Genomic DNA, 24,549 nt, shown 5'->3' with positions numbered 1-24,549 from the left:
AAGGTGGACCGGTCGCCGCGTACCGGCCCAGTATCCCTCCGGGCGGGCGGTCCTCGGGGGCGGCGCGTACGGAGCGGTGCCGGACGTGCTCGGCAGGGCGCTGGTCGGCGTGGGAGAGGGGCAACGACTGGTCCAAGAGGCGCTGAAGGATTTCCACTCCAAGTGAACGGAAAGTCCCGCTCCGGGGCCGGTATCGGCCCCGGACGGCGGGGCGTCGCTGCGCCGGGCCGGCCATGGTCCGCGTCTTGCACGTTTGCCCGGGGAGCGCGGTGGAAGAGTCGACCCCGAGACCGGCCGGCCGAGTCGCTGGCGGGACGGCCGATTCTCCTCGACGTCCAGAACAGAACAGGAGCCCGCCGTTGCGCCTCTACGCCCAGACTCCCGCACGCCGGAACCGCCAGGTGCTCATGGACCTCATCGCCGTGGCCCTGATCGCCCTCACGGTGTGGGCGGCATTCTTCGTCCGCGACATGATCATGCTGCTTGCCGAGCCGGGGCGGAAGGTCGAGAGCTCCGGAGACGGCCTCGCCGAGGAACTCGGCAACGTCGGGGACGCGGCGTCAGACGTACCGCTCATCGGCGACGTTCTGAAGCAGCCGCTCCAGTCCGCAGCCGACGCCAGTACCGGCTTCGCGGATGCCGGCGCATCGCTCCAGGAGACCGTCGCCCAGGTCGCGAACGTGACGGCCACGGCTCTCATCGTCATCCCCGTGCTCCTCATCCTGGTTCTGTGGCTCCCCCCGCGCCTGCTCTGGATTCACCGCAGCATGATCGTCCGCCGTCTCGCCGACGCGCCGGGTGGCGCCGACCTGCTAGCCCTGCGCGCACTCACCGGCTCGCCGGCCGCCCTCGTCAAGCTGCCCACCCCGCCCGGCGGATTCGCCGACGCCTGGCGCCGGGGCGACCAGGAGGTCATCGCCACCCTCAGCGCGGTCGCCCTCGCACACACAGGCCTGCGCCCCTGACGAACGCCTCCCACGGCGAGGGACAGCCGAAGGACGGATACAGACCGGGGGACCGGGGCGCGTACGGGCCGGTTGGGCCGCCACAAGGTCCTCGGCGACGAAACTTTCCACGAACTCTTGTACACGACGGTCGAGATCGGCGTACCGCGCCTCTCGCTCAGCGCCCGTGACCGCTTCGCCGGCCATGAGGTTGGCTTCGGCGTCGACGCGTTGGGGGCGCTCCTCCGCGTCGGTGAGCAGGCCGACGGTGGGAGGGGAGAAGCCGCAGTAATAGGCGATGCCTTCGCTCAGATTTGTGTCGAGGACGGTTTGCATCCCCTACACGATGGGATCGTCGGCAGTGGCGCCGGCCAGGCCCAGCCACAGCAGGCGCTTGCCGGCGAGGCGGGGCTTGCTGGGGCCGTAGGCGAACCCGTAGTCCATACGCGGTCGATCCAGCCCTTGTGGAGGGCGGGCACGCTTTACCAGTGCACCGGGAAGACGGCTACGACGACATCGGTGGCTCCATTCACGAGTAGTAGTTGTGGCTCACTTGCGTCGAGCAAGCACGCTGAGCGACGGCTGATGCTCGGATCAGCCTCCGAGGTTGCATCAGCCGGTGACGTTCGGTGCGCGGAATGGTGAGACACGCGAGACGTGGGTCCTGGGGGGTCGGGGGAGGGTGAAGCGGTCGGGGTGGAGTACGGTCTTCGCCGGGTCGCCCATGTCGCGGCGCTTCCCATGCAGGTGGACACGGGTGGCGCGCAGCCCCGTCGGGACGTAGTTGCGGCTCCACTCGTAGAAGAACGGCGTCTTGTCGTAGTACGCGGGGAACTTGCGCTCCGAGGTGCTGGCCGGGTCGTAACGGTAGAACGGGCCGCCCATCGGGGCGCCGCCACCGCTGCCGAGCTCGGGGAACTGGGTCGAGGCAGGAATGGAGTACCCCTGCCGGGGACGCCATCTCCTCGGGCGGCCGGCCCGCCGTGGCGTTCGCCTTCAACGGCGAGGCCAGGCTGGGCCCTCGGGGAGTATCCGAACGGGAATTAGCGGTAGCGGGACGATCTTGATTCCGGTTCGGTGACGTGCCCGTTTTGCCTGGCTACTGAACTTGAATCCGTGATGTCGTAAATCATCCGTGGGCAGGCCGGTGGCGGCAAGGCAGTCGACGTTGTCCGAGCGGCAGCGGTCACGGCGTGGCCTTCTCGTTCTTCGCGACGTAGCCGGCGAGGGCGCCGAGGGACAGGCAGAGGGGCGAGTACAGGGCCAGGTCCCACCGTGTGAAGGTGGTGGGCTCGTCGGCGAATCCGGAGGAGACCAGACCCGCGCCGCCGCGGAGCAGCAGTACGCCCGCGACGGTGGCCGCGCCCAGGCGTCCGAGCCGGGCAGACGGCAGGCGCGGGGCCAGGCCCGCCTGAGCGGCGACGAGATAGGCCGCCGAACCGAGGGCCGCCGCCACGGTGGCCGTGGCGGCGGCACTGGGGGCCTCGGCTTCGGACACGCCACCGATCGTGCGGGTGAATTCGGCACGGTCGTCGAACGGCCACGGTGAACAGACCCAGACGACGTGCAGGGCCGCGGCGGCGGCGAGGCCGGCTGCCGCCACCCATCCAGCGGGCTTCGTGAACCTCATGAGCATTCTCCTTGTCCGGACGTGTCGGGGAACCGACGACCCACAGGATGGGGCGGTCCCAACGGCCCACATGTGATGGCGCGCGGTGGCGTTGTGGCCGTCCCGGTCAGCGCCCTGTAGGGGGCAGGCTGAGCACTCCGCGCACTGCCCGGTCCATGAGCTCGATGTCGTAGGGAGCCCTTCCGGCCAGCTCGATCCCGACCGCCTCGATGAGCGCGGTGGAGGCTGCCGCGGTCTCCCGGGGCGGCGGCCCGGGAGGGATCACCCTGCTCGTTCTGCCTGCAGCGATCAGGTCAGCACAGTCGGCGTCGAGCCGGTCGACGATCTCGGCGATTGCCCGGCCCACCGGATGGTCTTGCCCGGCGAACTCGATCCTCAAGGTCAACAGGACTCGCGCCACGTCCCGGCGGCAGAAGACGGCATGCTTGCGGGCCAGCGTCATCAGGGCATCGACAGGGTCGGCCTCGGCGGCGGCGGGGCTGCCCACCTCGGCGGTCCACGTCTCCTCTACCCACGTCACAACTGACAGCGCCAACTCCTCCTTGCCGGCGAACTGGTGATACACAGCGCCGCGGGAGTACCCCGCCTCGCCGGCCACCCAATCCAGCGTCAGGTGGGCATAGCCGTGGGTGGACAGCCTTCGGGTCGCGGTTTCCAGCACTGCGTGCCTGGTCCTCGCGCGCCGCTCGGCCTGTGTCCGCCGGGGTGTTGCTCCCGTCATCGCTTCTCGCATGCACACAAGTCTGTACGTCTCTTCCTTCGGCTCCGCCGGCTGTTCAGCGGATTCCCTGACGGGACGCGTCCGGCTGATCTGTGCCCGCCGCGGTGTCGGGTGGTGGCCCGGAGAGGAATCGGCTTCGGCGCCTGTCACCGAGCACGATGAGTCCGCCGATGATCGGGAATGCCCAGCCAGGGGAGGTCGGGCACACGATCGCAAGGGGCAGCCCCCAGACGAGGAAGATCCACCCCAACCACCCCGGCACACGACGGTGCTGGCGCGCTGACCACAGGACGTAGCAACCTAGTGCGAGCACTGGGACGGCCCAACTGCCGAATGTGGCCCAGAATCCGGCCGCTCGCTCGAACTGGCCGGACGTGGCGGGCACGTCGGTGCTGAAGGTGTTCCACACGCCCTCGTCAACGACCTTCGCCCAGAGGTCGCCCTCCTCCAGTGGTGCGACGACGACGTGCACGACGCCCATGCCGATGGCGAGCCAGCCCGCAGCCGCCACGAGGCGAGCGCTCATCTTCTCGCTGATCTCTCTCCCCATAGAAACAAACATACACGTTTGTAAGTATGCCGGAAGGAGGGCGGGCCGGGGCCGCGCGGATGACCGGGCTGGCCCGGTACGGGCTGACTTCGAAGGCGCCGACGTTCAAGCGGCTGGAGGTGACCCGGCAGACCGCGACGCTGCTGGCTGACCGGCTGCACGCCGCGCTGTACGAGGCGGTCCCGTACGACCTGCGCACCGAGATGGTCCGGCTGCTGGAAGTGCCGGAGAAGAAGCGGGTGTACGGGCGTTCAGGGGGCAGAAGCCGACCGGGCCGAGCTCTGCGGTTGTGGATTCGCTCCTGTTCAGGGGCCGAAAGCTCTAAGGGTCGCGTCGACAAGTGAGTCGGCATATGCGGCGGTCAGCGGACCGCTGCGATGCAGCCACCGCTGGAAGAGGGGGGCGTAGAGCACTTCGAGGGCCAGGTCGAGGTCGGCGTCGGCGTCGAGCTGGCCGGCCTTCTGGGCGCTGCGCAAGCGCGCCCTCTTCGCCTCTTCCAGCGGCTGGGCCAGCTTCTCCCGGTACTCGGCCGCCAGCGCGGCATCGTTGGCGATCTCGGTGTTGAGGGCCCGGATCAGCCTGTCGAAGGAAGGGTCGGCGAACTCCTTCGCCGTGGCACGCATGACGAGCTTGAGGTCGGCCTCGAGGTCGCCCGTGTCCGGCAGCATGACCGACTGCCCGTCCGCATCCTCACTCAGAGCCAGAAGGGCGGCGAAGACGACCGCGCTCTTCGACGGCCACCGCCGATAGATCGTCTGCTTGCCGACGCCGGCACGGGCAGCGATGGCTTCGACCGTGACCTTCTCGTATGCCTCCTCTGCGACCAGGGCGCGGGTGGCCGCGAGGATTGCCTGCCGAGACCGTTCCTTGCGTCGGGAGTGGTCCGGCCCCTTCTCGTTGGACATGCGGCCCCTAACCCAGAAATGAAACGAGACGATCCGTATTGATAATACCGAGAGAGTACCCTAGGCTGTAAACGAATCGATACGCACCGTTTCGTTTACTGAGAATGAGGAATCGTGGCGAACGCAAGAGTCTGGCTCATCACCGGCGCATCCCGCGGCCTGGGCAGGGCTTTCGCCGAGGCCGCCTTAGCGGGCGGCGACCGCGTAGTGGCTGCCGCCCGCAACGTCGAGCCTCTGGAGGAACTGACCGAGAAGTACCCCGACCACTTGGTCCCGCTTGCGTTGGATGTCACCGACCGCCGGGCCGTGTTCGACGGGGTGGAGCGGGCGGCAGCTGTGTTCGGCAGGATGGACCTCGTCGTCAACAACGCCGGCGGAATGCTCTACGGGATGGTGGAGGAAGCCACGGAGGAGCAGATCCGGGCACATATGGATGTGAACTTCTTCGGCGCTGTGTGGGTGGCTCAGGCGGTCCTTCCTCACTTGCGCGCCCAAGGCGGGGGACGGCTCCTCCAGGTCACCTCGATGGGCAGCGGCGGTGGAATGGCCACCGTCGGCTTCTACGGCGCAGGCAAGGCCGCGCTGGACTCGGTCAGCGAGGCACTGGCGATGGAGGTCGAGGGGTTCGGCATCAAGGTCACCATCGTGCAGATGGGCGGCTACGACACCGGCCTGTTCACTATCGGCACCACGACCACCGAACCCCTGACGCAGTATCAGCCCCTGCGTAGCGAGATGGAGGCGATGTGGGGCGACGCCGTCGCCCCGGAGCCCGGCACGGCTGCTCCGGTCATCATGGAGCTGGCCGCACTGCCGGACCCGCCCCGACGGCTGATCGTCGGCAGCCAGTCCTTCGATCATGTCTTGGAGATGGACCAGGCTCAAGCGGATCTGTACCGGTCCTGGGAGCACCTCAGCCGTATCGCCCCGGGCTGACCGTGTCCCGCGCCACGACATTCCCGTCCCCGTCCCGCTGCTCAGTCGCGGGGATGGGCATGGGCCGAGAAACGCGCCGTACCGGCAGGATCCGCCGGAGTCGACCGTAGGGGAGGCGGCCCCGCCGGTCCGGGAGATGCTGTTCGGCCGTGCAGGATTCGAACGCCTACGCAAACGCGTCCTGTTGGCCTGACCGGGCGTCATCAAGGCCTCGCCGCCCGGTCCACGCCCACCGGCGGGACGTCACCGAGTTCAATGACCGCCCCGGGCCAGCGCCGGGGTGGTCAACGCCCCCTGCGTTGGACGGGATGCCGCCTCACTCCGTCAGCAAACGATGGTCACCCTCGACATGCCCGGCAAGGTCGCCGACTTCCTCCGTACCGCCGAACTGGAGCCCGCCGAGCGGACCGCCCTCGACCACGGGATGACCGTACGGCGCGGCCAGGGCTACACCCTGCGCGTCAGCGCCGTCCCCGCCGTGCACCGCCAGCTCCTCGCCCGCTGCCAGCCGCTCGACGGAGGCGAGGGCGCCCCGGCGTTCCCGGCCCAGCGCAAGGCCCGCCGCGAGTACGAGAACCGGGTCAGCACCCTCGCGCCGACCGGACCATGATCTCGGTCAGCGGCTACCGCAAATTTCCGTTCGGATACTCCCCGAGGGCCGGCTGGTGCTCTCGGCCGACCTCGGCGCCACTCACGCGAGCATCGCTCTGACCGACCTGAAGACCCGGGTGCTGACCGAGCACACCCAGGACATGCCGATCTCCCAGGGGCCCGAGCACGTCCTGGGATGGCTGGTCGACGCCTTCGGCGCCCTCCTCGACCAGAGCGGCCGCACCCTCGCCGATGTGTGCGGTGCCGGGATCGGGCTTCCCGGGCCCGTTGAGCACAGCACCGGACGCCCCGTCAACCCGCCTATCATGCCCGGCTGGGACGGCTTCGACGTGTCCCTGTGGCTCCGCGAACAGCTCGGCGTCCCCGTCCTGGTCGACAACGACGTCGACATCATGGCGCTCGGCGAGCACTGGGCCGCCGGTGACGAGTGCGAGCACCTACTGTTCGTGAAGGTCGGCACCGGAATCGGCAGCGGCATCATCACGGAGCACCGCCTCCACCGCGGCGCCCAGGGGGCCGCCGGCGACATCGGGCACATCAGGGTTCCTTCCGCCGGCGATCAACTGTGCCGGTGCGGCAACATCGGATGCCTGGAGGCCGTCGCCGGCGGCGCGGCCCTCGCCGAACGACTGCGCGCCCTGGGCGAGAACGCCGCCGACGCCCGGGGTGTGGTCCAACTGGTCCGCTCGGGAAGCCCGTCGGCCGTCCAGCTGGTCCGCCAGACCGGCCGGGACATCGCCGAGGTCCTGGCCTCTCTGGTGAACTTCTTCAACCCGGGCGTGATCGTCGTCTGCGCCGACCTCGCGGATGCCGGCGAACACCTCCTCGCGGGCATCCGCGAGGTCGTCTACAGCCGCTCTCTGCCGCTGGCCACGCAGCACCTGACCATGCGCGGCCGCCTCCTCGGCGACCGCGCGGGCGTCGTCGGCGCCGCGGTGATGGTGATCGAGGACGCCCTCGGCCCGGGGGCGGTGGACCGCTCTGTCACCGCGGACTGAGGGGCCCCACACCCGTGGAAACATCTCGGCCGAGCGCAGACCCGTCCGCGCCGAGGGGGTCGCGGAGAACTGCTCGACTCCTGCCACATGGACCGTTCGCCCAGGGGGCGAGGAACGTGGCTGTCTCACCCGAGCGCTGGGCGTTCATCGTCCACGGTGAGTTCGTGGACACGGATCGCGTTGCCGCGGATCACCACGTCCTTCTCCGCCCGGTCGAGCGTGTGCACGAGTGCCTCGCAGATCCCGACGACCGTCGCGTAGTCGGCTGCCAGGGTGCCCATGTTCAGTACTGCGGGGAAGGCGATGCCGATCATCACGATCGCGGCCAGGATGGCGCCGGGGGCAGACCTCACGTGCGTCCCGTCCTCGCAGATGTGCTCGACGAGGTCGAATGAACCGGCCCACCGGCGAGGCGTACAACCTTCGGCGAGCTCCGGATGTCTTCTCGGTGAGTGCAATACGGGCATTACCCTCACCGCACTGTCCAACGCGGGAGGCCGCTCATGATTCCACGCCGTTCCGCCCGGCGCGGCGCCGTTGCCTGACGCTCCCGGGCATCTGCACGGGTCCGTGCTTCGGCGTCTCGCCGGGGAACCGACCGCGCACTTCCGCCCAGCCACCGCACGCACAAACCACCGCGGCTGATCAGGACTCAGTAGGCAGCCTCGGAGACCCAAGGAGGTTCTCCTGTGCGTTACATCAGAAGCGCGGCCCTCACGGCTGCGGTACTTCTTACCCTCGGTGGCGGCGCCGTGTTTGCGGCCCCCGCCGCACAGGCCGCAGTGCCGTTTCCGTCCATCGGCTGGCAGCAGCGCAATGCCGACTACGACGGCAACGGTTTCGACGACGTGCTGATCGGCGCCCCGGGCGCCACGGTGAGCGGTGCCGCGGGCGCCGGCTACGTCACCGTGCAGTACAGCTCGTCAAGCGGTCTCAGCACCACCGAGAAGAGCGTCCTCCACCAGAACACCTCGGGTGTCCCGGGCGGTGCCGAAGCGGGCGACGGCTTCGGTCGGGCCGTGGCCTCCGGCGACCTGGACAACGACGGCTACGACGATGTCATCGTCGGCATCCCCGGAGAGGACCTGGCCGGGCTGTCCGACGCCGGCGCCGCCACCGTCTTCTGGGGCTCGCCGACCGGGCTGCACGGTGCCGACAGCACCTGGCTGGAGAACTCCGACGAGCTGCGGGTCGGTGCGAACTTCGGCCGGGCGATTGAAGCGGCGCGGTACTTCGCCCCGGACCCGGCGGACCCGAACGCCAATCCGCGTGACTCGATCGCCGTCCTGGAGGACAACGCCCTGCTGTTCTTCACCGCCCCGCCCGGCGCGACGGCGCAGCAGCTGAAGATGTCGGACCGCAGCATGCGGGCGCGGGACTTGTCGCCGCTGGACACCGGCTTCGAGTTTCGCAACCTCAGCCACGGCAACTACAACGAGGACTCCTGGGCCGACCTGGCCATCTCAGGGGTCACCATCGGCGACCGGCCGGGCGTCGGCTCGGTGCACGTGCTGCACGGCGCGCCGGACATCGGCGGCCTCGGCGACGGCGGCACGTTCCCGGGCGGCCCGGCCATCGTCTCCGGCGACTGGGACGGCACTGGGCAGGACGACCTGGTCATCGGTGAAACGGGCAAGGGCTCGCCGTCGGGCGGCGGGATCACCCTCTACGTGGGCCGCGGGGACCTGTCCGGCCTCGAGCCGGAGCCGGTGCAGTACTGGACCCAGGACTCCGACGGCATCCCGGGAGTCGCGGAGGCGGGCGACCAATGGGGTGCCGAGCTGTCGGCCGGCGACACCGACGGCGACGGACACCCGGACCTCGCCATCGGCGCACCCGGCGAGGACATCGGCAGCGTGTCCGACGCGGGCGCGGTGTGGGTGCTGCGCGGTGATCCGACCGGCTTCACCAACATCGGGGCGAAGAGCTTCGATCAGCAGCTCGCCGACATCCCCGGCGTGGCGGAGTCCTCGGACCGCTGGGGTGGTCAGGTCCGGCTGATCGACGCCAACAAGGACGGTCTCTTCGGGCTGTTGGCGGCGGCACCGGGCGAGAACACCAATGACGGCTTCGTTTGGGTCATTCCCGCGTCGTCATCGGGGCTGGTGGCCAAGGGCACGTGGACCTACGACGGGGCATCCCTCGGGGCACCGGTGGCCAATGCGCAGTTCGGGGTGGCGATCGACGAGTAGCGGAAGCGCCGAGGAGGCCTTGCCCAGCGTGCCCGAGTACTGCCAGGCCACCCCGGGCGAGGCAGTGCCGTCCTTGGGGAAACCCGTGTCGTCCACCACCCACGCCCGAGGGCGGACCACCCGCACGGCCCGCCACGCCAACCGGGCCCGCACCGCGTCAAAAGCCCAGGTTGAGGACTGTGATGAACTGCTGGAGCTGCTGGTGGTCCACCCCAGGCGCCCGGCCATCGGCTGCATCGACTTACGCCGGCCGTCCAGCAGCAGCCCCCGCAGATACAGGGCACCCTTGGCACGCTGATCACGCCGCACCAACGGCGCGAACACCTCCCCGCCGAACTCCTCCAACCGGGCACGACACGTGGCGAGTTCCTCAGCCCTCGTACCAGCAGCGAACTACCAGACACCCACCATGACAAGGCCGACGTAACAAAGCCCTACTAGGGCGCGTATCGAGTCGTGATCATCGGGTGGTCCTGGTGAGGTCTTTGATCCGGATCATCGAGGCGTGCAGGTGGAGACTGGCGAGGTCCCCGTCGGGAGTCTTGTCGTATCGGGTGTCTCACCGTCCCAGTTCCGGCCTCCTGGTACGTCGCGCTCTGGGGCGGGTGAGACACGTGGAGCCGACGTGAGCCGACCGGTTCACTGATGTCCGGGCGGAGACTCATGGGACATGGCCCGGCACCCGGCTCAGGTTCCGGGGAGGATACGGCGCGTTTCGTAGGCCCACATCGCGATCTCGACCCGGTTGCGGGCGCCGAGTTTGGCCATCAGGCTGGCCAGATGCGTCTTCACCGTGCTGAGGCTGATGTGCAGTGCATCGGCGATCTCGGTGTTGGTCAGCCCGCGAGCGACGGCGAGGAGCACCTGCTCCTCGCGGGCTGTGACGGGGGAGACCGGCTGGGCCACGGGTCGGCCGGCGGGCAGGTCCGCGAATGCCTGGAGCAGACGCACGGTGACGCTCGGCGCGATGAGCGCCTCACCGTCGGACGCCGACCGTACGGCCTGCGCCAGAAGGTCCGGTCCCGTGTCCTTGAGGAGGAATCCGCGGGCGCCGGCACGCAGTGAGCCGTAGACGTACTCGTCGAGGTCGAACGTGGTGATGACGACCACGGCCAGCGGGTCGGCGACGCCCGGGCCGGCGACCAGCCGGGTGGCCTCGAGCCCGTCGAGTACGGGCATGCGGATGTCGAACAGGCATACTTCGGGGCGTAGTTCGCGGGCCAGACGTACCGCTTCCCGCCCGTCGGCGGCCTCGCCGACCACCTCGATGCCGGGCTGGGCGTTCAGCATGATCCGCAACCCGGTGCGGATGATCGTCTGGTCGTCAGCGACGAGGACGCGAATGGACACCGCTCTCGCTCCTCGCTCTCGGCAGTTCGGCTTCGACATGCCAGCCCCGGTCAGTACCCGGGCCGGCTCGTAGTGTGCCGCCGAGCAGGGTCGCGCGCTCGCGCAGTCCGGTAAGTCCGTATCCGTCGCGACCCCGGCCGGTGCGCCGGCCGTTGTCGCGCACGCTCACCCGCACCGTGTGCCGTTCCGCGGCGACCCGAACGACGAGCTCGGTCGCGTCGACCGCATGGCGCAGCGCGTTGGTCACCGACTCCTGCACGATCCGGTAGACGGCCGCGTCCACGGCCGGGGCCAGCGCGTCCAGTTCGCCGTCGAGCCCCAGGTCGACCCTGAGGCGACCACCCGGGGTGCGCACCAAGCGCTCCAGATCCGCGACTCCGGCAGGGGGCGCCAGCTCGGCGCCGACCCCGCGGTCGCGCAGCGCGGCGACCATGGCGCGCATTTCCTCCAGCGTGCGCGCCCCTTCCTCCTCGACCCCCTCCAGCGCCTCGACGGCGGCGGACGGGTCGGTGCCCGCGAGCACCCGGCCCGCCTGGGCGATGATCACCATGGCCGATACGTGGTGGGCCACCGTGTCGTGCAGTTCCCGGGCGAGCTGCTCGCGCTCGCGGGAGCGCACCTGCTCCAACTGCCGCTCGCGAGCGGTCACCCGGAACCGCACGGCAGCCCCGACCACGCCGGGCAGCAGCAGGAAGACCAAGCCCACGACCTTTTCGACGACCGGGGTCTCGTCCGTGACGACACACAGCGCGCCGACCGAGACGATCAGCGCACCGCCCAGCACGATCTCGCGTCCCGAGCCCCACCGGGGCAGCGCGTACACCAGCACGAGCACGACCGCGCCGGTGTACAGGCCGACGGGCTCGCGCGGTGCGGCGACGAGCGAGGCCACCTCAAGCAGGGTCACCGAGCCGAACGCCAGCGTCACCATCGCCAGCGGGCGGGTCCGGCGCCACAGGGGCAGCAGGCACAGCCATACGGCGAACACCACCGCCACCGGCCGCCACACGACGTTCTCGCGCAGGGTGGCCTCCAGCGCCACACCGGCAAGGCCCGCGGCGAGCAGCGCCCAGTCCCGCCGCACCCGTGCGGGCGCGGCGGGCGGCCGGGGTTCGGTCCACAGGGTTCGCAGGTCGTCTCGGAGCACGGTTCTCAGCCTAGGGACCGCGGCGTGTCGCGCATCGGCCGAAAGGACGGGTCGTCACTCCGCCCCGGGGCCGACGGATCCGCGGCCCGCGGGCCGATGCCGCGGAGCGCCGTGGCGACGAGCCTCGGGAACGGCGGCCGTACAAGGACGGCCGACGAGGTGGTTGGAGGACCCGATGCTCTCGAAAGCCCTGTTGCGCCTGGGCGCAAGCGCCGCCCGCCATCCCTGGCGGGTGATCGCGGCATGGCTGATCGCCGCCTCGCTCGTCGTCCTCGCCGCCGTCGCCTTCGGCGGGCGTACCGCGGACTCGATGACCGCTCCGGGACTGGACTCCCGACGGGCCGCGGAACTGATCGAGCGGGCGGGCACCGACCAGGAGGGGATGACCGCCCAAGTGGTCGTCACCCCCCTCGACGACGGTACGACGTTCTTCGACGACGACGGCGCGCGCACCGCTCTCACGCGGCTGCGGGCCGAGGTGAAGCGGCTGCCGCACGTGCTCGGCACGAGCGACCCGGCGACGGCGCTCGACACGGGCGGGGACACCGTCGTGCGCGGCGGCCTCGTTTCGGCCGACGGGCGGATCGCGGTCGTCCGGGTGCAGTACCCCGACCAGAGCCGGCTGTCGGCCGAAGACCTCGACGCCCTCGTCGATCTCGGCGACCGGCTGCGCGCCGAGCTGCCGCTGCGCATCGAGATGGGCGGGAACCTCTTCTACGCCTTCTCCGACCCCGACGGCGGCGCGAGCGAGCTGATCGGCCTCCTCGCCGCGGCCGCGATCCTGTTCCTGGCGTTCGGTTCGCTCATCGCCGCCGCGCTGCCGATCGGCATGGCGGTCTTCGGGCTGACCGTCGGGGTCGCCACGATGACGGTACTGGCGGGGGTGACAGAGGTCCCCACCTTCGCACCGGTCCTGGGCAGCATGGTCGGGCTCGGAGTGGGCATCGACTACGCGCTGTTCGTGCTCGCCAGGCACCGGGAGTACCTCGCGTGCGGGCTCGATCCGCAGGCGGCGGCCGGACGAGCGGTGGCAACGGCGGGGCGGCCGGTGGTCTTCGCCGGCGGCACCGTCGTCGTGTCGATCCTCGGCCTGGCGGTCGCGAACGTGCCGTTCATGACGGTGGGCGGGGTTGCCGTCTCGATCGTCGTCCTGATGATGGTGCTCGCGTCGGTGACGCTGCTGCCGGCCTTCCTCGGCGCGGCGGGCCCGCGCCTGGCCCGGGCCGGCCGGATCGGCCGGGCTCTGCAGACCAGGAAGCTGGGCCGACTCGCACGGCGGCGGGACCCGGCGGCAGGCGCCGCCCACGCCGCCGGGTGGCGTCGCTGGATCGGGCACGTCAGCCGGCACCCGGTGCCGTACGCGGTCGGCGCGGCGGGGCTGCTGCTGACCGCGACGCTGCCCGTGCTCGGCCTGCGCGTCGGCCTGCCCGACGACGGCTCACTGCCGCAGAGCCGTACCGAGCGCCGGGCCTACGACCTCGTCGCCGAGGGGTTCGGCCCGGGCACCAACGGTCCCCTCGTCATCGCCGCGGACCCCACCGGCGATCCGAAGGTGCTGGACCGACTCGTCGCAACGGTCGCGGCGGATCCGGGCATCGCATCCGTCGCGCCGACACACATCGATCGGGCCACCGGCATCGCGACCCTCGTGGTGTTCCCGACCACCAGCCCTCAGGACAAGGCCACGGCCGACACCATCGCCCGGCTGCGCACCGACGTGCTGCCCACGGCGATCGGGCACGGCCCGGCCAGGGCCCACGTCGGCGGCGCCGCCGCGAGCCTGTCCGATGTGGGCCAACGCACCAGCCAACGCCTGCCGGTGTTCGTCGCCGCCGTGCTGGCGATGTCGTTCCTGCTGCTGATGCTGGTCTTCCGCTCGATACTCGTACCGCTCAAGGCGGTACTGCTGAATCTGCTGAGCATCGGCGCTGCCTACGGCATCATGGTCGCGGTCTTCCAGTGGGGCTGGGGAGGCGCACTCATCGGGCTGGAAGCGACGGTTCCGATCGTGTCGTTCATCCCGATGTTCCTCTTCGCCATCCTGTTCGGACTGTCGATGGACTACGAGGTGTTCCTCCTCTCCCGCGTACGCGAGGAGTACGTGCGCACCGGCGACAACGGCACGGCGATCGTTGAGGGCGTCTCGCGCACCGCCCGGATCATCACCTCGGCCGCCCTCATCATGGTGGCGGTCTTCCTGTCCTTCGCCGTCGCCGAGGACCCCTCCACCAAAATGTTCGGGCTCGGCCTGGCCACCGCGATCTTCATCGACGCCACGGTCGTACGCATGGTGCTGGTACCGGCGACCATGACACTCCTCGGCCGGGCCAACTGGTGGCTGCCGAAGTGGCTGGACCGGATGCTTCCCCGCGGTCCGGTCGGCACCGACGACACCGACGCGGAATCCACGGGTGAAGCCCCGCGTCCACGGCTGGTTGACCGTTGACTCAACTCCTGCCCGCCCTTGGCGTCCGGCACCTCAGCGCGTCACCTAGTGCTGTGACCGCGTAGACACCTCAGGCGCTCAACACGTCAAGCTGCGGCGGCGAGTTCGACGGGGAAGGCGGTGTGCTCGTCGAAGAGCTTGCGGTGCTGAAGGCAGTGGTAGAGCTGGCCGAGCATGCGGTTGAAGAGGTTCCTCTGGGCGGCTGCGTGCCAGTCTCCGTGGCCGTCGCGGCGCCTGCGATAGTGGGTCTTGGCGCCTGGTGAGGCGGTGATCGCGGAGAAGGCCCAGAGGTAGCCGGCGTGGTTGAGGCGGTCGTTCTTCACCCACCGGCGGGTGATGCTCGACTTCTTGCCCGAGGCCCTGGTGATGGGGGAAGCCCCGGCGTATGCCTTCAGGCCCCGGGCATCGGCGAAGCGGTTTCGGTCGTCCCCGATCTCGGCGAGCACCCGGGCGCCGAGCTGGATGCCGAGGCCGGGGAAGCTGAGGATGATCTCAGCGTCCGGATGCTGAGGGAAAGCTTCCTCCACCGCCTCGGCCAGATTGTCGGCCGCCGTGCAGGCGGCCTGGAGCTGGACCAGGAGCGCGAGCATCTGCTGGCCGAGCGCGTCCTCGACCAGCGGGGGCTGGTGGGCCCAGTCGGCGCGGAAGACTTCACGGAGCCGTTCGGCCTCGGCTTCGACGCCGCGTTTGCGACCGGCGCGCTTGAGTGCGGCCTGCATCTGCGTGCGTGTCAGCTTCGCAGCCCGCGTCGGTGTCGGTGCCGCCTTGAGGAGTTCGTGCGCCTCCCGGCGGCACAGACCGTTCTTCCACGACTCGAAGGCGGTCAGGGCGGACGGATAGTACTCGCGCAACAGGGAGCGGAGCTGGTTGGAGATCTGCTGCCGGTTCCACGTGGCGTCCTGCTGAGCTCTGGCGAGCACGGCGAGGGCGCGGGCGAGGTCGCTGTCCTGCGGCAGTGGCCGGTGGGCGTGCATGTCGGTGCGCAGGATGTTGGCCAGGACCAGGGCGTCTCCGGGGTCGGACTTCTTGCGGGAGACGCTGTGCCGGTCACGGTAGCGGGCGGCGGCCATCGGGTTGATCGCGAAGACCTGCCGCTTGCCCGTCCGTAGCACTGCGACGAGCAGGCCGCGGGAGGTCTCGATCGCGACCGGGACCGGGTTCTCCTCGGTGTCGCCGTATTCGGCGAGCAGGTCCAGCAGGATCTTGTAGCCGGCGGCGTCGTCGGTGATGTGCCGTTTGGCCAGTAACTGGCCGCTGTCGTCGACCAGGGCGACGTCGTGCGTGCGTTCCGCCCAGTCGATGCCGCAGTAGATCAAGTCTTCCCCTCCGTCGTGCTGTTCTTGCTGGTCACGAGCTCATGCGGGCCACGCAGCGACCTAATCCCAGGACTCGGCCCTTCTGGCCGGTCCGCCACCTCAGTAGCCGTTCGTGGCACCAGCTCGTCCCACGGGCCTCGGTCTCTGCGGGAGCTCAAACGGCTCGGGCTTCACGAGAGGTCACCGTGGAGCGGGCTCGCACCGCCAACACCAACGAGTGATCAAGCGGAGGGTGTTGACGCCCCGGCGGCGCTGGACGGCGCCGATCTTTCGGTAGGCCTCGCGGGCCGGGAGGGACGTCAAACGTCCGTCCAGCACCAGCGGGCGCCAACACCGGCTGGACGGTGACGGGTGCATGGGCGCCGGCGCCGCCGATCTATCCTTGGGCATCGAGGCCGGGGAACCAAAAGGCGTCCGTCCGACGCCCACGCAACTGCCACCATGATTACGAGGACCGCGCGCCGCTCTATGCGGAGGTCTCAGCAGACCCGGTTCGCCGCAGGCATCGCAGCCCTCTACTCGAAGCATCCCCACAAGCTTTTGCTCCATTGGGGCGCCCTTATCTACGGATTAGGTTCGCCGTGTTGGGGCAGGAGCTTCCCCCTCGCCGCGTAGGTGACTGGCGCCCCGGAACGCTCACGCAGGAGAACCGTGTCACGGCTAGCTCGGGTCACGTCGAAAAGCGACAGCAGTCATGAGGCAGCTGTCGGACCAGGTAGGCGTGGCGGGTAGCGTCCCACGCGTGGATATCGCCAACCTGACCCCTCTCGAATCCCGGATCCGTCACGCCTTTGCACGGGGCGAACCGGTGGACGCGCGCCAGGATCACGGCGCCCCGGTCCGTCCGGAAGACGCCCACGGTCCGGACACTGCGGGGCCGCCCGTACGAGCTGGAGTGCTGCGCGGGTTGTTGCTTTCCGGCCCGGCAGAGGACGGCGAGATACCCGCGCTGCGCCTCACCGGCGCGACCGTGACCGGCCGACTCGACCTCGCGTACGCCGAGATCCCTTATCTGGTCCAGCTCGCGGACTGCGACCTGGAGAACACGCCCGATCTGCGCGGAGCCCGCGTACGGGCGCTCGACCTGCACGCGTCACGGATGCCCGGCCTCACCGCGACGGCATTGCACGTCGAGGGCGACCTCCTGCTCGCCGACTGCCGGGTGTCCGGCCCGGTCCGGCTCGGGCACGCTCGCGTCGAGGGCGACATCAGCGCCCCGCGGATGGTGGCACACGACGAGGTCGTACTCGAGGCGGCCCAGGTGGCTTGCGCCCTCGATCTTGAGGACGCCCGGCTGCACAATCCGGGAGGCCATGCGCTCAACGCGCCCAGTCTCAGCCTCGGTACCCTCCTCAACGCGGGTGGCCTCGACGCCGATGGCAAGGTCAGACTCACCGGCACAAGGGCCGGTGGCTGGATCTCCTTCATCGAGGCGCGGCTGCACAATCCCGGAGGAGTCGCGCTGGGCCTCAGTAGCTGCGAGGCCCGCCAGCTCACCTTCCGCGACGCGGAGCCCATCAAGGGCGACGTCAGACTGCACCATTCCACGTTCAAAGCGATCGAGGCTGATCCGTCGGTATGGCCCGAGACGGTACGGCTGGAGGGACTCGTCTACGAGTCCCTCTCGCCCAGGCTACCCGCAGCCCAGCGGCTGCCCCTGCTGGAGCGCGACCAGGACGGCTTTGCACCGCACAGCTATGAACAACTTGCCGTCACGTACCGCGGCGCCGGGGAGGACGGCGAGGCACGGACTGTCCTGCTGGCCGCACAGCGCAGACACCGCCGCACCCTGCCCTGGCCCGCCAGGCTGTGGGGGCACGTCCAAGACGTGACTGTCGGCTACGGCTTCCGGCCCGCCCGCGCGGTGACCTGGCTGCTGGCGTTGCTTCTGCTCGGAGTGGTCACCTACGGGCTCCACGAGCCGCCACAGTCCGACCCGGGCAAGGGACCGCAATTCAACGCCGTCGTCTACACGGCAGATCTGCTGCTTCCAGTCATCGACTTCGGCCAGGAGAAGGCGTTCGCGCCCACCGGGGCTCACCAGTGGCTGGCCGCCCTTCTCATAGCGGCGGGATGGGTCTTCGCCACGACCGTCGCGGCCGGGGTCGCGCGTAGCCTCAAGCGACAATGATCGAGGCGCTTCTCAGGGTTCGGCCCAGATATGACTACCCGCCGTCACGCTGCGGTCTTCAAGGGGCGTCCGACCCACCGAACGCCCTTCTCGCAGCGGATGCGGGCGCGCTCAGCGGCGGATGTCTGTGACCTTGTGGGCAGACAGGTTGTCCAGGATCACGTGGATCCGTGCGCCGTCAGGTCGGGCGGCGCGGATCGACTTCAGCGCGGCCAGGGTGTTTGCGGCGCCCTTCTTGTGGCGGTTGACGCCCCACAAGTAGTCGTCGCCGACCGAGTAACAGCCGTGGAAGTAGCGCACGCCGTGGGTGCGGTGGTAGGTGGCCGGCAGCCGGTTGGGCTGCCCCTGCTCGGACCAGCCCATGCCTGCGGTGGGCCTGATCCCGAGCGGTCCGAACTCGTCGAACGCGAAGACCCGGTCCGGGAAGCGGACCAGGACCTCCTCGATGCGGTCGAGCTTCGCCTCACGGTCCGGGTCCGGGGACTCCTTCCAAGTCTTGGTTCGCTGGAATGTGACACCTCGGCGGGTGAGCAGCAACGTAACGCCTCGCGGCCAATGCGAATGACCCAGCCGTGGACTTTCCGCAGGTAGGCGACGAGCTTGCGCAGCGACCAGCGGGTGAAGGGCTGACCGAGCTTGGTGGGTCGGGTGATGGCTGTCGCCACGACGAAGTCTTCGTCGCCAGGGCTGAGTAGGCGGGGACGGGCCTCCCGCCCACTGAGGGTCCAGGCAGGCCAGGCCGATGTCGTTGAACCGGTGGATCACATCCCGAACGGTGTCCTCATCAGCCTGCACCAGCTGCGCGATCACCGGCACCCGGTTCCCGCCGGCCGAGGCCAACAGCATCATCGCGCGCCGGAACCGCACCGAACTCGTACTGCCCCGGCGCACGATCTGTTGCAGCCGCTGTCCCTCCTGGTCGGTCAGTCTGCGCACACGGACAGGCTCAGCCACCGCGCCTCCAGCGGGTCGGATCGGACGCACGCATCCAACCGCCCCGCCTACCAACCCGGCGAACCTAATCCGTAGATAAGGGCGCCCCAATGGAGCAAAAGCTTGTGGGGATGCTTCGAGTAGAGGGCTGCGATGCCTGCGGCGAACCGGGTCTGCTGAGACCTCCGCATAGAGCGGCGCGCGGTCCTCGTAATCATGGTGGCAGTTGCGTGGGCGTCGGACGGACGCCTTTTGGTTCCCCGGCCTCGATGCCCAAGGATAGATCGGCGGCGCCGGCGCCCATGCACCCGTCACCGTCCAGCCGGTGTTGGCGCCCGCTGGTGCTGGACGGACGTTTGACGTCCCTCCCGGCCCGCGAGGCCTACCGAAAGATCGGCGCCGTCCAGCGCCGCCGGGGCGTCAACACCCTCCGCTTGATCACTCGTTGGTGTTGGCGGTGCGAGCCCGCTCCACGGTGACCTCTCGTGAAGCCCGAGCCGTTTGAGCTCCCGCAGAGACCGAGGCCCGTGGGACGAGCTGGTGCCACGAACGGCTACTGAGGTGGCGGACCGGCCAGAAGGGCCGAGTCCTGGGATTAGGTCGCTGCGTGGCCCGCATGAGCTCGTGACCAGCAAGAACAGCACGACGGAGGGGAAGACTTGATCTACTGCGGCATCGACTGGGCGGAACGCACGCACGACGTCGCCCTGGTCGACGACAGCGGCCAGTTACTGGCCAAACGGCACATCACCGACGACGCCGCCGGCTACAAGATCCTGCTGGACCTGCTCGCCGAATACGGCGACACCGAGGAGAACCCGGTCCCGGTCGCGATCGAGACCTCCCGCGGCCTGCTCGTCGCAGTGCTACGGACGGGCAAGCGGCAGGTCTTCGCGATCAACCCGATGGCCGCCGCCCGCTACCGTGACCGGCACAGCGTCTCCCGCAAGAAGTCCGACCCCGGAGACGCCCTGGTCCTGGCCAACATCCTGCGCACCGACATGCACGCCCACCGGCCACTGCCGCAGGACAGCGACCTCGCCCGCGCCCTCGCCGTGCTCGCCAGAGCTCAGCAGGACGCCACGTGGAACCGGCAGCAGATCTCCAACCAGCTCCGCTCCCTGTTGCGCGAGTACTATCCGTCCGCCCTGACCGCCTTCGAGTCGTGGAAGAACGGTCTGTGCCGCCGGGAGGCGCACGAACTCCTCAAGGCGGCACCGACACCGACGCGGGCTGCGAAGCTGACACGCACGCAGATGCAGGCCGCACTCAAGCGCGCCGGTCGCAAACGCGGCGTCGAAGCCGAGGCCGAACGGCTCCGTGAAGTCTTCCGCGCCGACTGGGCCCACCAGCCCCCGCTGGTCGAGGACGCGCTCGGCCAGCAGATGCTCGCGCTCCTGGTCCAGCTCCAGGCCGCCTGCACGGCGGCCGACAATCTGGCCGAGGCGGTGGAGGAAGCTTTCCCTCAGCATCCGGACGCTGAGATCATCCTCAGCTTCCCCGGCCTCGGCATCCAGCTCGGCGCCCGGGTGCTCGCCGAGATCGGGGACGACCGAAACCGCTTCGCCGATGCCCGGGGCCTGAAGGCATACGCCGGGGCTTCCCCCATCACCAGGGCCTCGGGCAAGAAGTCGAGCATCACCCGCCGGTGGGTGAAGAACGACCGCCTCAACCACGCCGGCTACCTCTGGGCCTTCTCCGCGATCACCGCCTCACCAGGCGCCAAGACCCACTATCGCAGGCGCCGCGACGGCCACGGAGACTGGCACGCAGCCGCCCAGAGGAACCTCTTCAACCGCATGCTCGGCCAGCTCTACCACTGCCTTCAGCACCGCAAGCTCTTCGACGAGCACACCGCCTTCCCCGTCGAACTCGCCGCCGCAGCTTGACGTGTTGAGCGCCTGAGGTGTCTATGCGGCCACAGCACTAGGCGGTGGGACACGAGCCGCATCACCAGAGTGCCCAGGTAGGGGCGACATGCGGCTCGTGAAATGGCGGAATGCGCGGAGGAGCTGGCGGCGTGGTGATCGGACCTGGGCAACGTGCCCGGCGACGGTGGTCATCCGGAGAAGTCGCTGACGGTGGCTGTCACGAACGCCAGCAGCGTAAGGGTGGCCGCGAACGCCATCCCCGCACGGCTGACGGCCGTTGCCGGGGATGCGCCCTCTCGGCGGGCGAGGAAGCCGGCGGTCACGGCCGCGAGCACGGCGATGATCACGGCGACGGTGATGGCGAGAACGACGAGGGCGACGGCGTGGACGGACACGGCAGGCTCCTTTTCGACTGCTTGCACAGGGGTCGATGCAGCGACCTTGCTCATTCGCGTGTGCAGCAGGGTGCAGCCGTACGAAGATGAACGGATCCGTACGGCGGCTCGGGGGGACGGGATGACTGACGCCGGGGCGGCGCAGGCGCTGGACGACCTGCGACAGATCCTGAAGACCCGCATGGGCGACCATCGCAGGCGCTTCACCACCAGCACCCTGGCCACGAAGGCGGGGCTGGGCAGGACGACGGTCAGCAACGCGCTCAATGACGGCCACCCGCCACCGTCCTGGGAGACGGTCGCGGCCATCGCGAGGGCGCTGGACTTCAGTGAAGAGGAACGCAAGGGGGCTTTGCGCCGCCTGTGGTGGCAAGCGGCCTCCACGAAAGTCACGTCTCCGCGAAGACCCGATGTCACCGTCCCCGTCAGCAACTTGCGGGCGCTCAGGCCGGAGCCATTCGTCGGGCGTGGGACGGAACTCGAGCTCCTGGCCGCGTTTTCCTCGACCGGCACGGGACTGCCTCCGGTGACCGTGCGCGGCATGGGCGGGGCCGGCAAGACCACGCTGATCCTTCACCACGTGTGGGCGCAGAAGGCGGCCGGCCGAAACCCCGTGTGGTGGATCGACGCGGACGGCCCCGACGCGATCGAGGCCGGCTTGGCCGGGCTGGCCGGGGAGCTGGACCGGGACATCGTGAGGACATTGCCGGTCTCCGAGGCGGCCGCCTGGGCGGCGCACTGGCTGGAGGCCCGGACGGACTGGGTGCTGGTCTTCGACAACGTCGAGGACGGTGTCCATCTCAAGCCATGGCTCGGCAGGCTGACAACCGGACAGGTCCTGATCACCACCCGGCGCACCCTGGCCTGGCAGCGGGGCAACGGCTTCCTGGACCTCGGCCCTCTTCACCGCGACTGCTCGGTGTCCCTGCTCAAGGAACTCACCGGCCGCAGTGACGAGGAAGCGGTCCCGGCGCTGACCGGGCTGGCTGCGGAACTGGGGGACCTTCCGCTGCCGCTCCGGCAGGCCGGGGCCTACATGGCGGAAACCGCGATGGACCCCGGCGCATACCTCGCCCTGCTGCGGGAGGACCTGGCGGGGATGCTGGCCGAGCAGCCGCCCGTGGACGACGAGCAGGAGCAGACCATCGCCCGCCTGTGGTCGGTGACTCTCTCCACGCTCCGGCACAGCCACCCTGACGCGGTGCTGCTGCTGCGCGTTCTCGCGTACTGCGCGCCCAGCCCGCTGCCTCGTGCCGCGCTCGACGGTGCCCTGCCCGCACGGCTGCGTGTGGTACGGGCCCTGGGCGTGCTCGCCGCCTACAGCCTGGTCGCCCTGACCCCTGAGGAAGTCACCGTGCACCGGCTGCTCCAGGCGGTCCTGCGCGCCGGCCTGCCCGCCCCTGACAAGGCCGAGGCAGGTGACCCGAGCGCGCTGGTGGTCGCGCTGCTGGACGAGGGGGCGCCCTGCGAGGCGGCGCCGGACGACGTCACCAGCTGGCCCCTCTGGGAGCGGCTCCTGCCTCACGTGGAAGCTGTCGTGGCCCACCGGGACGGTCTCGATCCGCTTCCCGAACTGGCCAACCTGATGGGACGAACGGGCACATACCTCCACTCCCGCGGTCGCCTCACCCTCGCGCTGGACATCGGCCGGCGTGCCCTGGAACTCTCCCAGCGCCTCCACGGCCCCAGGCACCCCTGCACCCTGACTCACATGAACAATGTCGCGGTGACTCTGAGCACAGCCGGAAGGCACGCGGAAGCCGAGCCCGTGCTCCGGGCCACATGGCGAATCAGCCAGGAGATCCACGGAGAGCGACACCCGAGCACGGCGACCTCACTCGGCAATCTGGGACACACGCTGACCCATCTGGGCCGCCGCGAAGAGGCTCTCGAACTTTCAGAGACGGCCTTGGAGATCATTCGCGACACGCTGGGTGAGGACCATCCCCGGACCGCCTCCCGCCTGGACGACCTCGCCGCCGTCCACACCGCCCTTGGGCACTACGAGCAGGCCCTCACGCTTGAAGAGCGCGCCCTGGAAATCACACGGACCGCCTTCGGCGACGACCACCCCGACACCGCCATCCGCCTCGGCAACCTCGCCGCCGTCCACACCGCCCTTGGGCACTACGAGCAGGCCCTCACGCTCGAAGAGCGCGCCCTGGAAATCACACGGACCGCCTTCGGCGACGACCACCCCGACACCGCCATCCGCCTCGGCAACCTCGCCGAGACCCTCAGGGCCATGGGGCACTACGACGATGCCCTGGGCCACGCGGAGAAGGCCTTGCGCATCACTGAGGAGGCATACGGGCGCGGCCACCGCGACACAGCTATCCGCCTGGGCAATCTGGCCCTCCTGCGCGGGGCCAAGGGCGACTACGAACGGGCGCTGGCGCTGGACGGGGAAGCGCTGGACATCACCCGTGACGTGCTGGGCGAGAACCATCCCGACACCGCGCTGCGGCTGAGCAACCTTTCCCAGAGCCTCCGGCGTACCGGACAGTTGCAGAAGGCTCTGGAACACGGACATCAGGCGTTGGACATCGCCACGGCCACCATGGGACCCAAGCACCCCGAACTCCCCGTCTTCGCCAACAACCTGGCCACCATCTACGACGAGCTCGGCCGGCACGAGGACGCCTACCGCCTCAAGACGCAAGTACTGCGAGCAGCCGAGGAAGCCCTCGGCCACGATCACCCCACCTGTGCCAATTTCGCCAGCAACCTGGTGTACTCACTGCACCGGCTCGGCAGATACGAAGAGGCGCTTCCGCACGCTCGACGGGCGGTGGCCATCACCACGAAGACCCTGGACACAAACCACCCAGACCTGGCGGTACGTCTGCACAACCTCGCCCAGACCCTCCTCTCCCTGCAACGACGCGAAGAAGGCCTGGCGCTGCAGCGGCAGGCCGCGGAGGTCGCCGAGACGGCCCTCGGCCCCACGCACCCCACAACCGCCCACATCCAGCGCCGGCTCACCGCCGCCACCGCAGTCGAACGAACGCCCTGAGAAGGCAACGCTCCATGGTCCCGTCGAAGCCCCTGTCTCCCGGGTTCAGCTGTCCGCTGGCTCTCCGCCTGCTTCTCGGCGGCTTCTTTGATGTCCTTCGGGATGTACAGCGGCCGGGAGGATGCCTCTCGTGTTCCGCCGTGGCGGGCCGCCCGGTTGGCGAACAGATCGCCCGCTCGCCCGTGACGCTGGCCGAGCCTGGCCTTCCCCCAGAACTCGCTGTTTGGGACGGGAATCCCGACCCGTCGCCCTTCCACGCCGCAGGACGCCGCGCTGACCGCCGCTACAGCGGTTCTCACCGGGTCACTGTCCATTCAAGAGATCGGGGACATGCTTCGCGCGCTGCACTCGGGCGCCGCCGCCCACCCCATCGCCTCTCGTCGAGACCACCCAGAGCGACGTCCCAGACGTCGCTGACAAGGTCATCGCACCGGACGGAACTCAGGCTCTGCGCCC

21 protein-coding genes and 1 pseudogene are annotated in these 24,549 nt (G+C 69.6%); 10 read left to right on the top strand and 12 right to left on the bottom strand.

Features of this window, described 5'->3' with window-relative positions; all coding sequences use genetic code 11:
- The first annotated feature begins 359 nt into the window (after positions 1–359).
- On the top strand, positions 360–965 hold the full coding sequence (locus MDN94_RS32840) for a hypothetical protein (protein WP_482729474.1): 606 nt from the start codon (positions 360–362) through the stop codon (positions 963–965).
- Positions 966–1,556: 591 nt separating this feature from the next.
- On the opposite strand, the gene MDN94_RS32835 is transcribed toward MDN94_RS32840, so the two are convergent.
- The 4 genes from MDN94_RS32835 to MDN94_RS32820 all read right to left on the bottom strand — a co-directional run bounded on the left by MDN94_RS32835 (position 1,557) and on the right by MDN94_RS32820 (position 3,845).
- A complete protein-coding gene (locus MDN94_RS32835) occupies positions 1,557–1,829 on the bottom strand; it encodes a hypothetical protein (protein WP_482729473.1) in 273 nt (90 codons plus the stop codon).
- A gap of 301 nt (positions 1,830–2,130) precedes the next feature.
- Entirely contained in the window at positions 2,131–2,574 is a 444-nt protein-coding gene (locus MDN94_RS32830; protein ID WP_482729472.1) for a DUF3995 domain-containing protein, read from the bottom strand.
- A 106-nt stretch (positions 2,575–2,680) separates the two neighbouring features.
- Positions 2,681–3,307 carry a TetR/AcrR family transcriptional regulator gene (locus MDN94_RS32825; RefSeq protein ID WP_482729471.1) on the bottom strand — a complete coding sequence of 209 codons (627 nt, stop codon included), beginning with the start codon at positions 3,305–3,307 and terminating at the stop codon, positions 2,681–2,683.
- A 43-nt stretch (positions 3,308–3,350) separates the two neighbouring features.
- Positions 3,351–3,845 (bottom strand): DUF6463 family protein, encoded by a 495-nt coding sequence (locus MDN94_RS32820; RefSeq protein ID WP_482729470.1) that lies wholly within the window; start codon positions 3,843–3,845, stop codon positions 3,351–3,353.
- 26 nt (positions 3,846–3,871) lie between these two features.
- On the opposite strand from MDN94_RS32820, the gene MDN94_RS32815 reads away from it, so the two are divergent.
- Complete coding sequence (locus MDN94_RS32815) at positions 3,872–4,189, top strand: hypothetical protein (protein ID WP_482729469.1); 318 nt, start codon at positions 3,872–3,874, stop codon at positions 4,187–4,189.
- On the opposite strand, the gene MDN94_RS32810 is transcribed toward MDN94_RS32815, so the two are convergent.
- Positions 4,151–4,750 (bottom strand): TetR/AcrR family transcriptional regulator, encoded by a 600-nt coding sequence (locus MDN94_RS32810; protein ID WP_482729468.1) that lies wholly within the window; start codon positions 4,748–4,750, stop codon positions 4,151–4,153. The genes MDN94_RS32815 and MDN94_RS32810 overlap by 39 nt on opposite strands.
- Positions 4,751–4,864: 114 nt before the next feature.
- Here MDN94_RS32810 and MDN94_RS32805 point away from each other — a divergent pair, with 114 nt between their 5' ends.
- The 3 genes from MDN94_RS32805 to MDN94_RS32795 all read left to right on the top strand — a co-directional run bounded on the left by MDN94_RS32805 (position 4,865) and on the right by MDN94_RS32795 (position 7,296).
- A complete protein-coding gene (locus MDN94_RS32805) occupies positions 4,865–5,686 on the top strand; it encodes an SDR family NAD(P)-dependent oxidoreductase (protein WP_482729467.1) in 822 nt (273 codons plus the stop codon).
- Positions 5,687–6,020: 334 nt separating this feature from the next.
- The gene (locus tag MDN94_RS32800; RefSeq protein WP_482729466.1) at positions 6,021–6,296 is read left to right on the top strand and encodes a hypothetical protein; all 276 of its coding nucleotides are present in this window, start codon (positions 6,021–6,023) and stop codon (positions 6,294–6,296) included.
- A 55-nt stretch (positions 6,297–6,351) separates the two neighbouring features.
- Positions 6,352–7,296, top strand: a complete 945-nt coding sequence (locus MDN94_RS32795; protein WP_482729465.1) for an ROK family protein — start codon at positions 6,352–6,354, stop codon at positions 7,294–7,296.
- Between the two features lie 125 nt (positions 7,297–7,421).
- Here the strand turns inward: MDN94_RS32795 and MDN94_RS32790 are convergent, their stop codons facing one another.
- Positions 7,422–7,649 (bottom strand): hypothetical protein, encoded by a 228-nt coding sequence (locus MDN94_RS32790; RefSeq protein WP_482729464.1) that lies wholly within the window; start codon positions 7,647–7,649, stop codon positions 7,422–7,424.
- Between the two features lie 336 nt (positions 7,650–7,985).
- Between MDN94_RS32790 and MDN94_RS32785 the strand changes: the two genes are divergently transcribed.
- Entirely contained in the window at positions 7,986–9,488 is a 1,503-nt protein-coding gene (locus MDN94_RS32785) for an FG-GAP repeat protein (protein WP_482729463.1), read from the top strand.
- Here MDN94_RS32785 and MDN94_RS32780 read toward each other — a convergent pair.
- The 3 genes from MDN94_RS32780 to MDN94_RS32770 form a co-directional block, all read right to left on the bottom strand.
- Positions 9,390–9,812, bottom strand: a complete 423-nt coding sequence (locus MDN94_RS32780) for a transposase (protein WP_482729838.1) — start codon at positions 9,810–9,812, stop codon at positions 9,390–9,392. The two genes, MDN94_RS32785 and MDN94_RS32780, sit on opposite strands and share 99 nt — an antisense overlap.
- Before the next feature lie 363 nt (positions 9,813–10,175).
- Positions 10,176–10,838 carry a response regulator gene (locus tag MDN94_RS32775; RefSeq protein WP_482729462.1) on the bottom strand — a complete coding sequence of 221 codons (663 nt, stop codon included), beginning with the start codon at positions 10,836–10,838 and terminating at the stop codon, positions 10,176–10,178.
- A complete protein-coding gene (locus MDN94_RS32770) occupies positions 10,813–11,985 on the bottom strand; it encodes a sensor histidine kinase (protein ID WP_482729461.1) in 1,173 nt (390 codons plus the stop codon). The genes MDN94_RS32775 and MDN94_RS32770 overlap by 26 nt, the downstream gene beginning before the upstream one ends.
- 175 nt (positions 11,986–12,160) lie before the next feature.
- Between MDN94_RS32770 and MDN94_RS32765 the strand changes: the two genes are divergently transcribed.
- The gene (locus MDN94_RS32765; protein ID WP_482729460.1) at positions 12,161–14,431 is read left to right on the top strand and encodes an MMPL family transporter; all 2,271 of its coding nucleotides are present in this window, start codon (positions 12,161–12,163) and stop codon (positions 14,429–14,431) included.
- 86 nt (positions 14,432–14,517) lie between these two features.
- Here the strand turns inward: MDN94_RS32765 and MDN94_RS32760 are convergent, their stop codons facing one another.
- A complete protein-coding gene (locus MDN94_RS32760) occupies positions 14,518–15,747 on the bottom strand; it encodes an IS110 family RNA-guided transposase (RefSeq protein ID WP_482729458.1) in 1,230 nt (409 codons plus the stop codon).
- A gap of 742 nt (positions 15,748–16,489) precedes the next feature.
- On the opposite strand from MDN94_RS32760, the gene MDN94_RS32755 reads away from it, so the two are divergent.
- Complete coding sequence (locus MDN94_RS32755; protein WP_482729459.1) at positions 16,490–17,878, top strand: membrane-associated oxidoreductase; 1,389 nt, start codon at positions 16,490–16,492, stop codon at positions 17,876–17,878.
- 114 nt (positions 17,879–17,992) lie between these two features.
- On the opposite strand, the pseudogene MDN94_RS32750 reads toward MDN94_RS32755, so the two are convergent.
- Positions 17,993–18,832, bottom strand: a pseudogene (locus MDN94_RS32750) (IS630 family transposase); the annotation flags it as partial.
- Between the two features lie 638 nt (positions 18,833–19,470).
- On the opposite strand from MDN94_RS32750, the gene MDN94_RS32745 reads away from it, so the two are divergent.
- Positions 19,471–20,700, top strand: a complete 1,230-nt coding sequence (locus MDN94_RS32745) for an IS110 family RNA-guided transposase (RefSeq protein WP_482729458.1) — start codon at positions 19,471–19,473, stop codon at positions 20,698–20,700.
- A 170-nt stretch (positions 20,701–20,870) separates the two neighbouring features.
- Here the strand turns inward: MDN94_RS32745 and MDN94_RS32740 are convergent, their stop codons facing one another.
- Complete coding sequence (locus MDN94_RS32740) at positions 20,871–21,077, bottom strand: hypothetical protein (RefSeq protein WP_482729457.1); 207 nt, start codon at positions 21,075–21,077, stop codon at positions 20,871–20,873.
- Between the two features lie 121 nt (positions 21,078–21,198).
- On the opposite strand from MDN94_RS32740, the gene MDN94_RS32735 reads away from it, so the two are divergent.
- The gene (locus MDN94_RS32735; RefSeq protein WP_482729456.1) at positions 21,199–24,093 is read left to right on the top strand and encodes a tetratricopeptide repeat protein; all 2,895 of its coding nucleotides are present in this window, start codon (positions 21,199–21,201) and stop codon (positions 24,091–24,093) included.
- The last annotated feature ends 456 nt before the right edge of the window (positions 24,094–24,549 follow it).

The organism is Streptomyces sp. WAC00040 (genome assembly GCF_056835925.1).
Note: the sequence above shows the minus strand (reverse complement) of the source record. Positions and strands in the feature narration are given on the sequence as shown.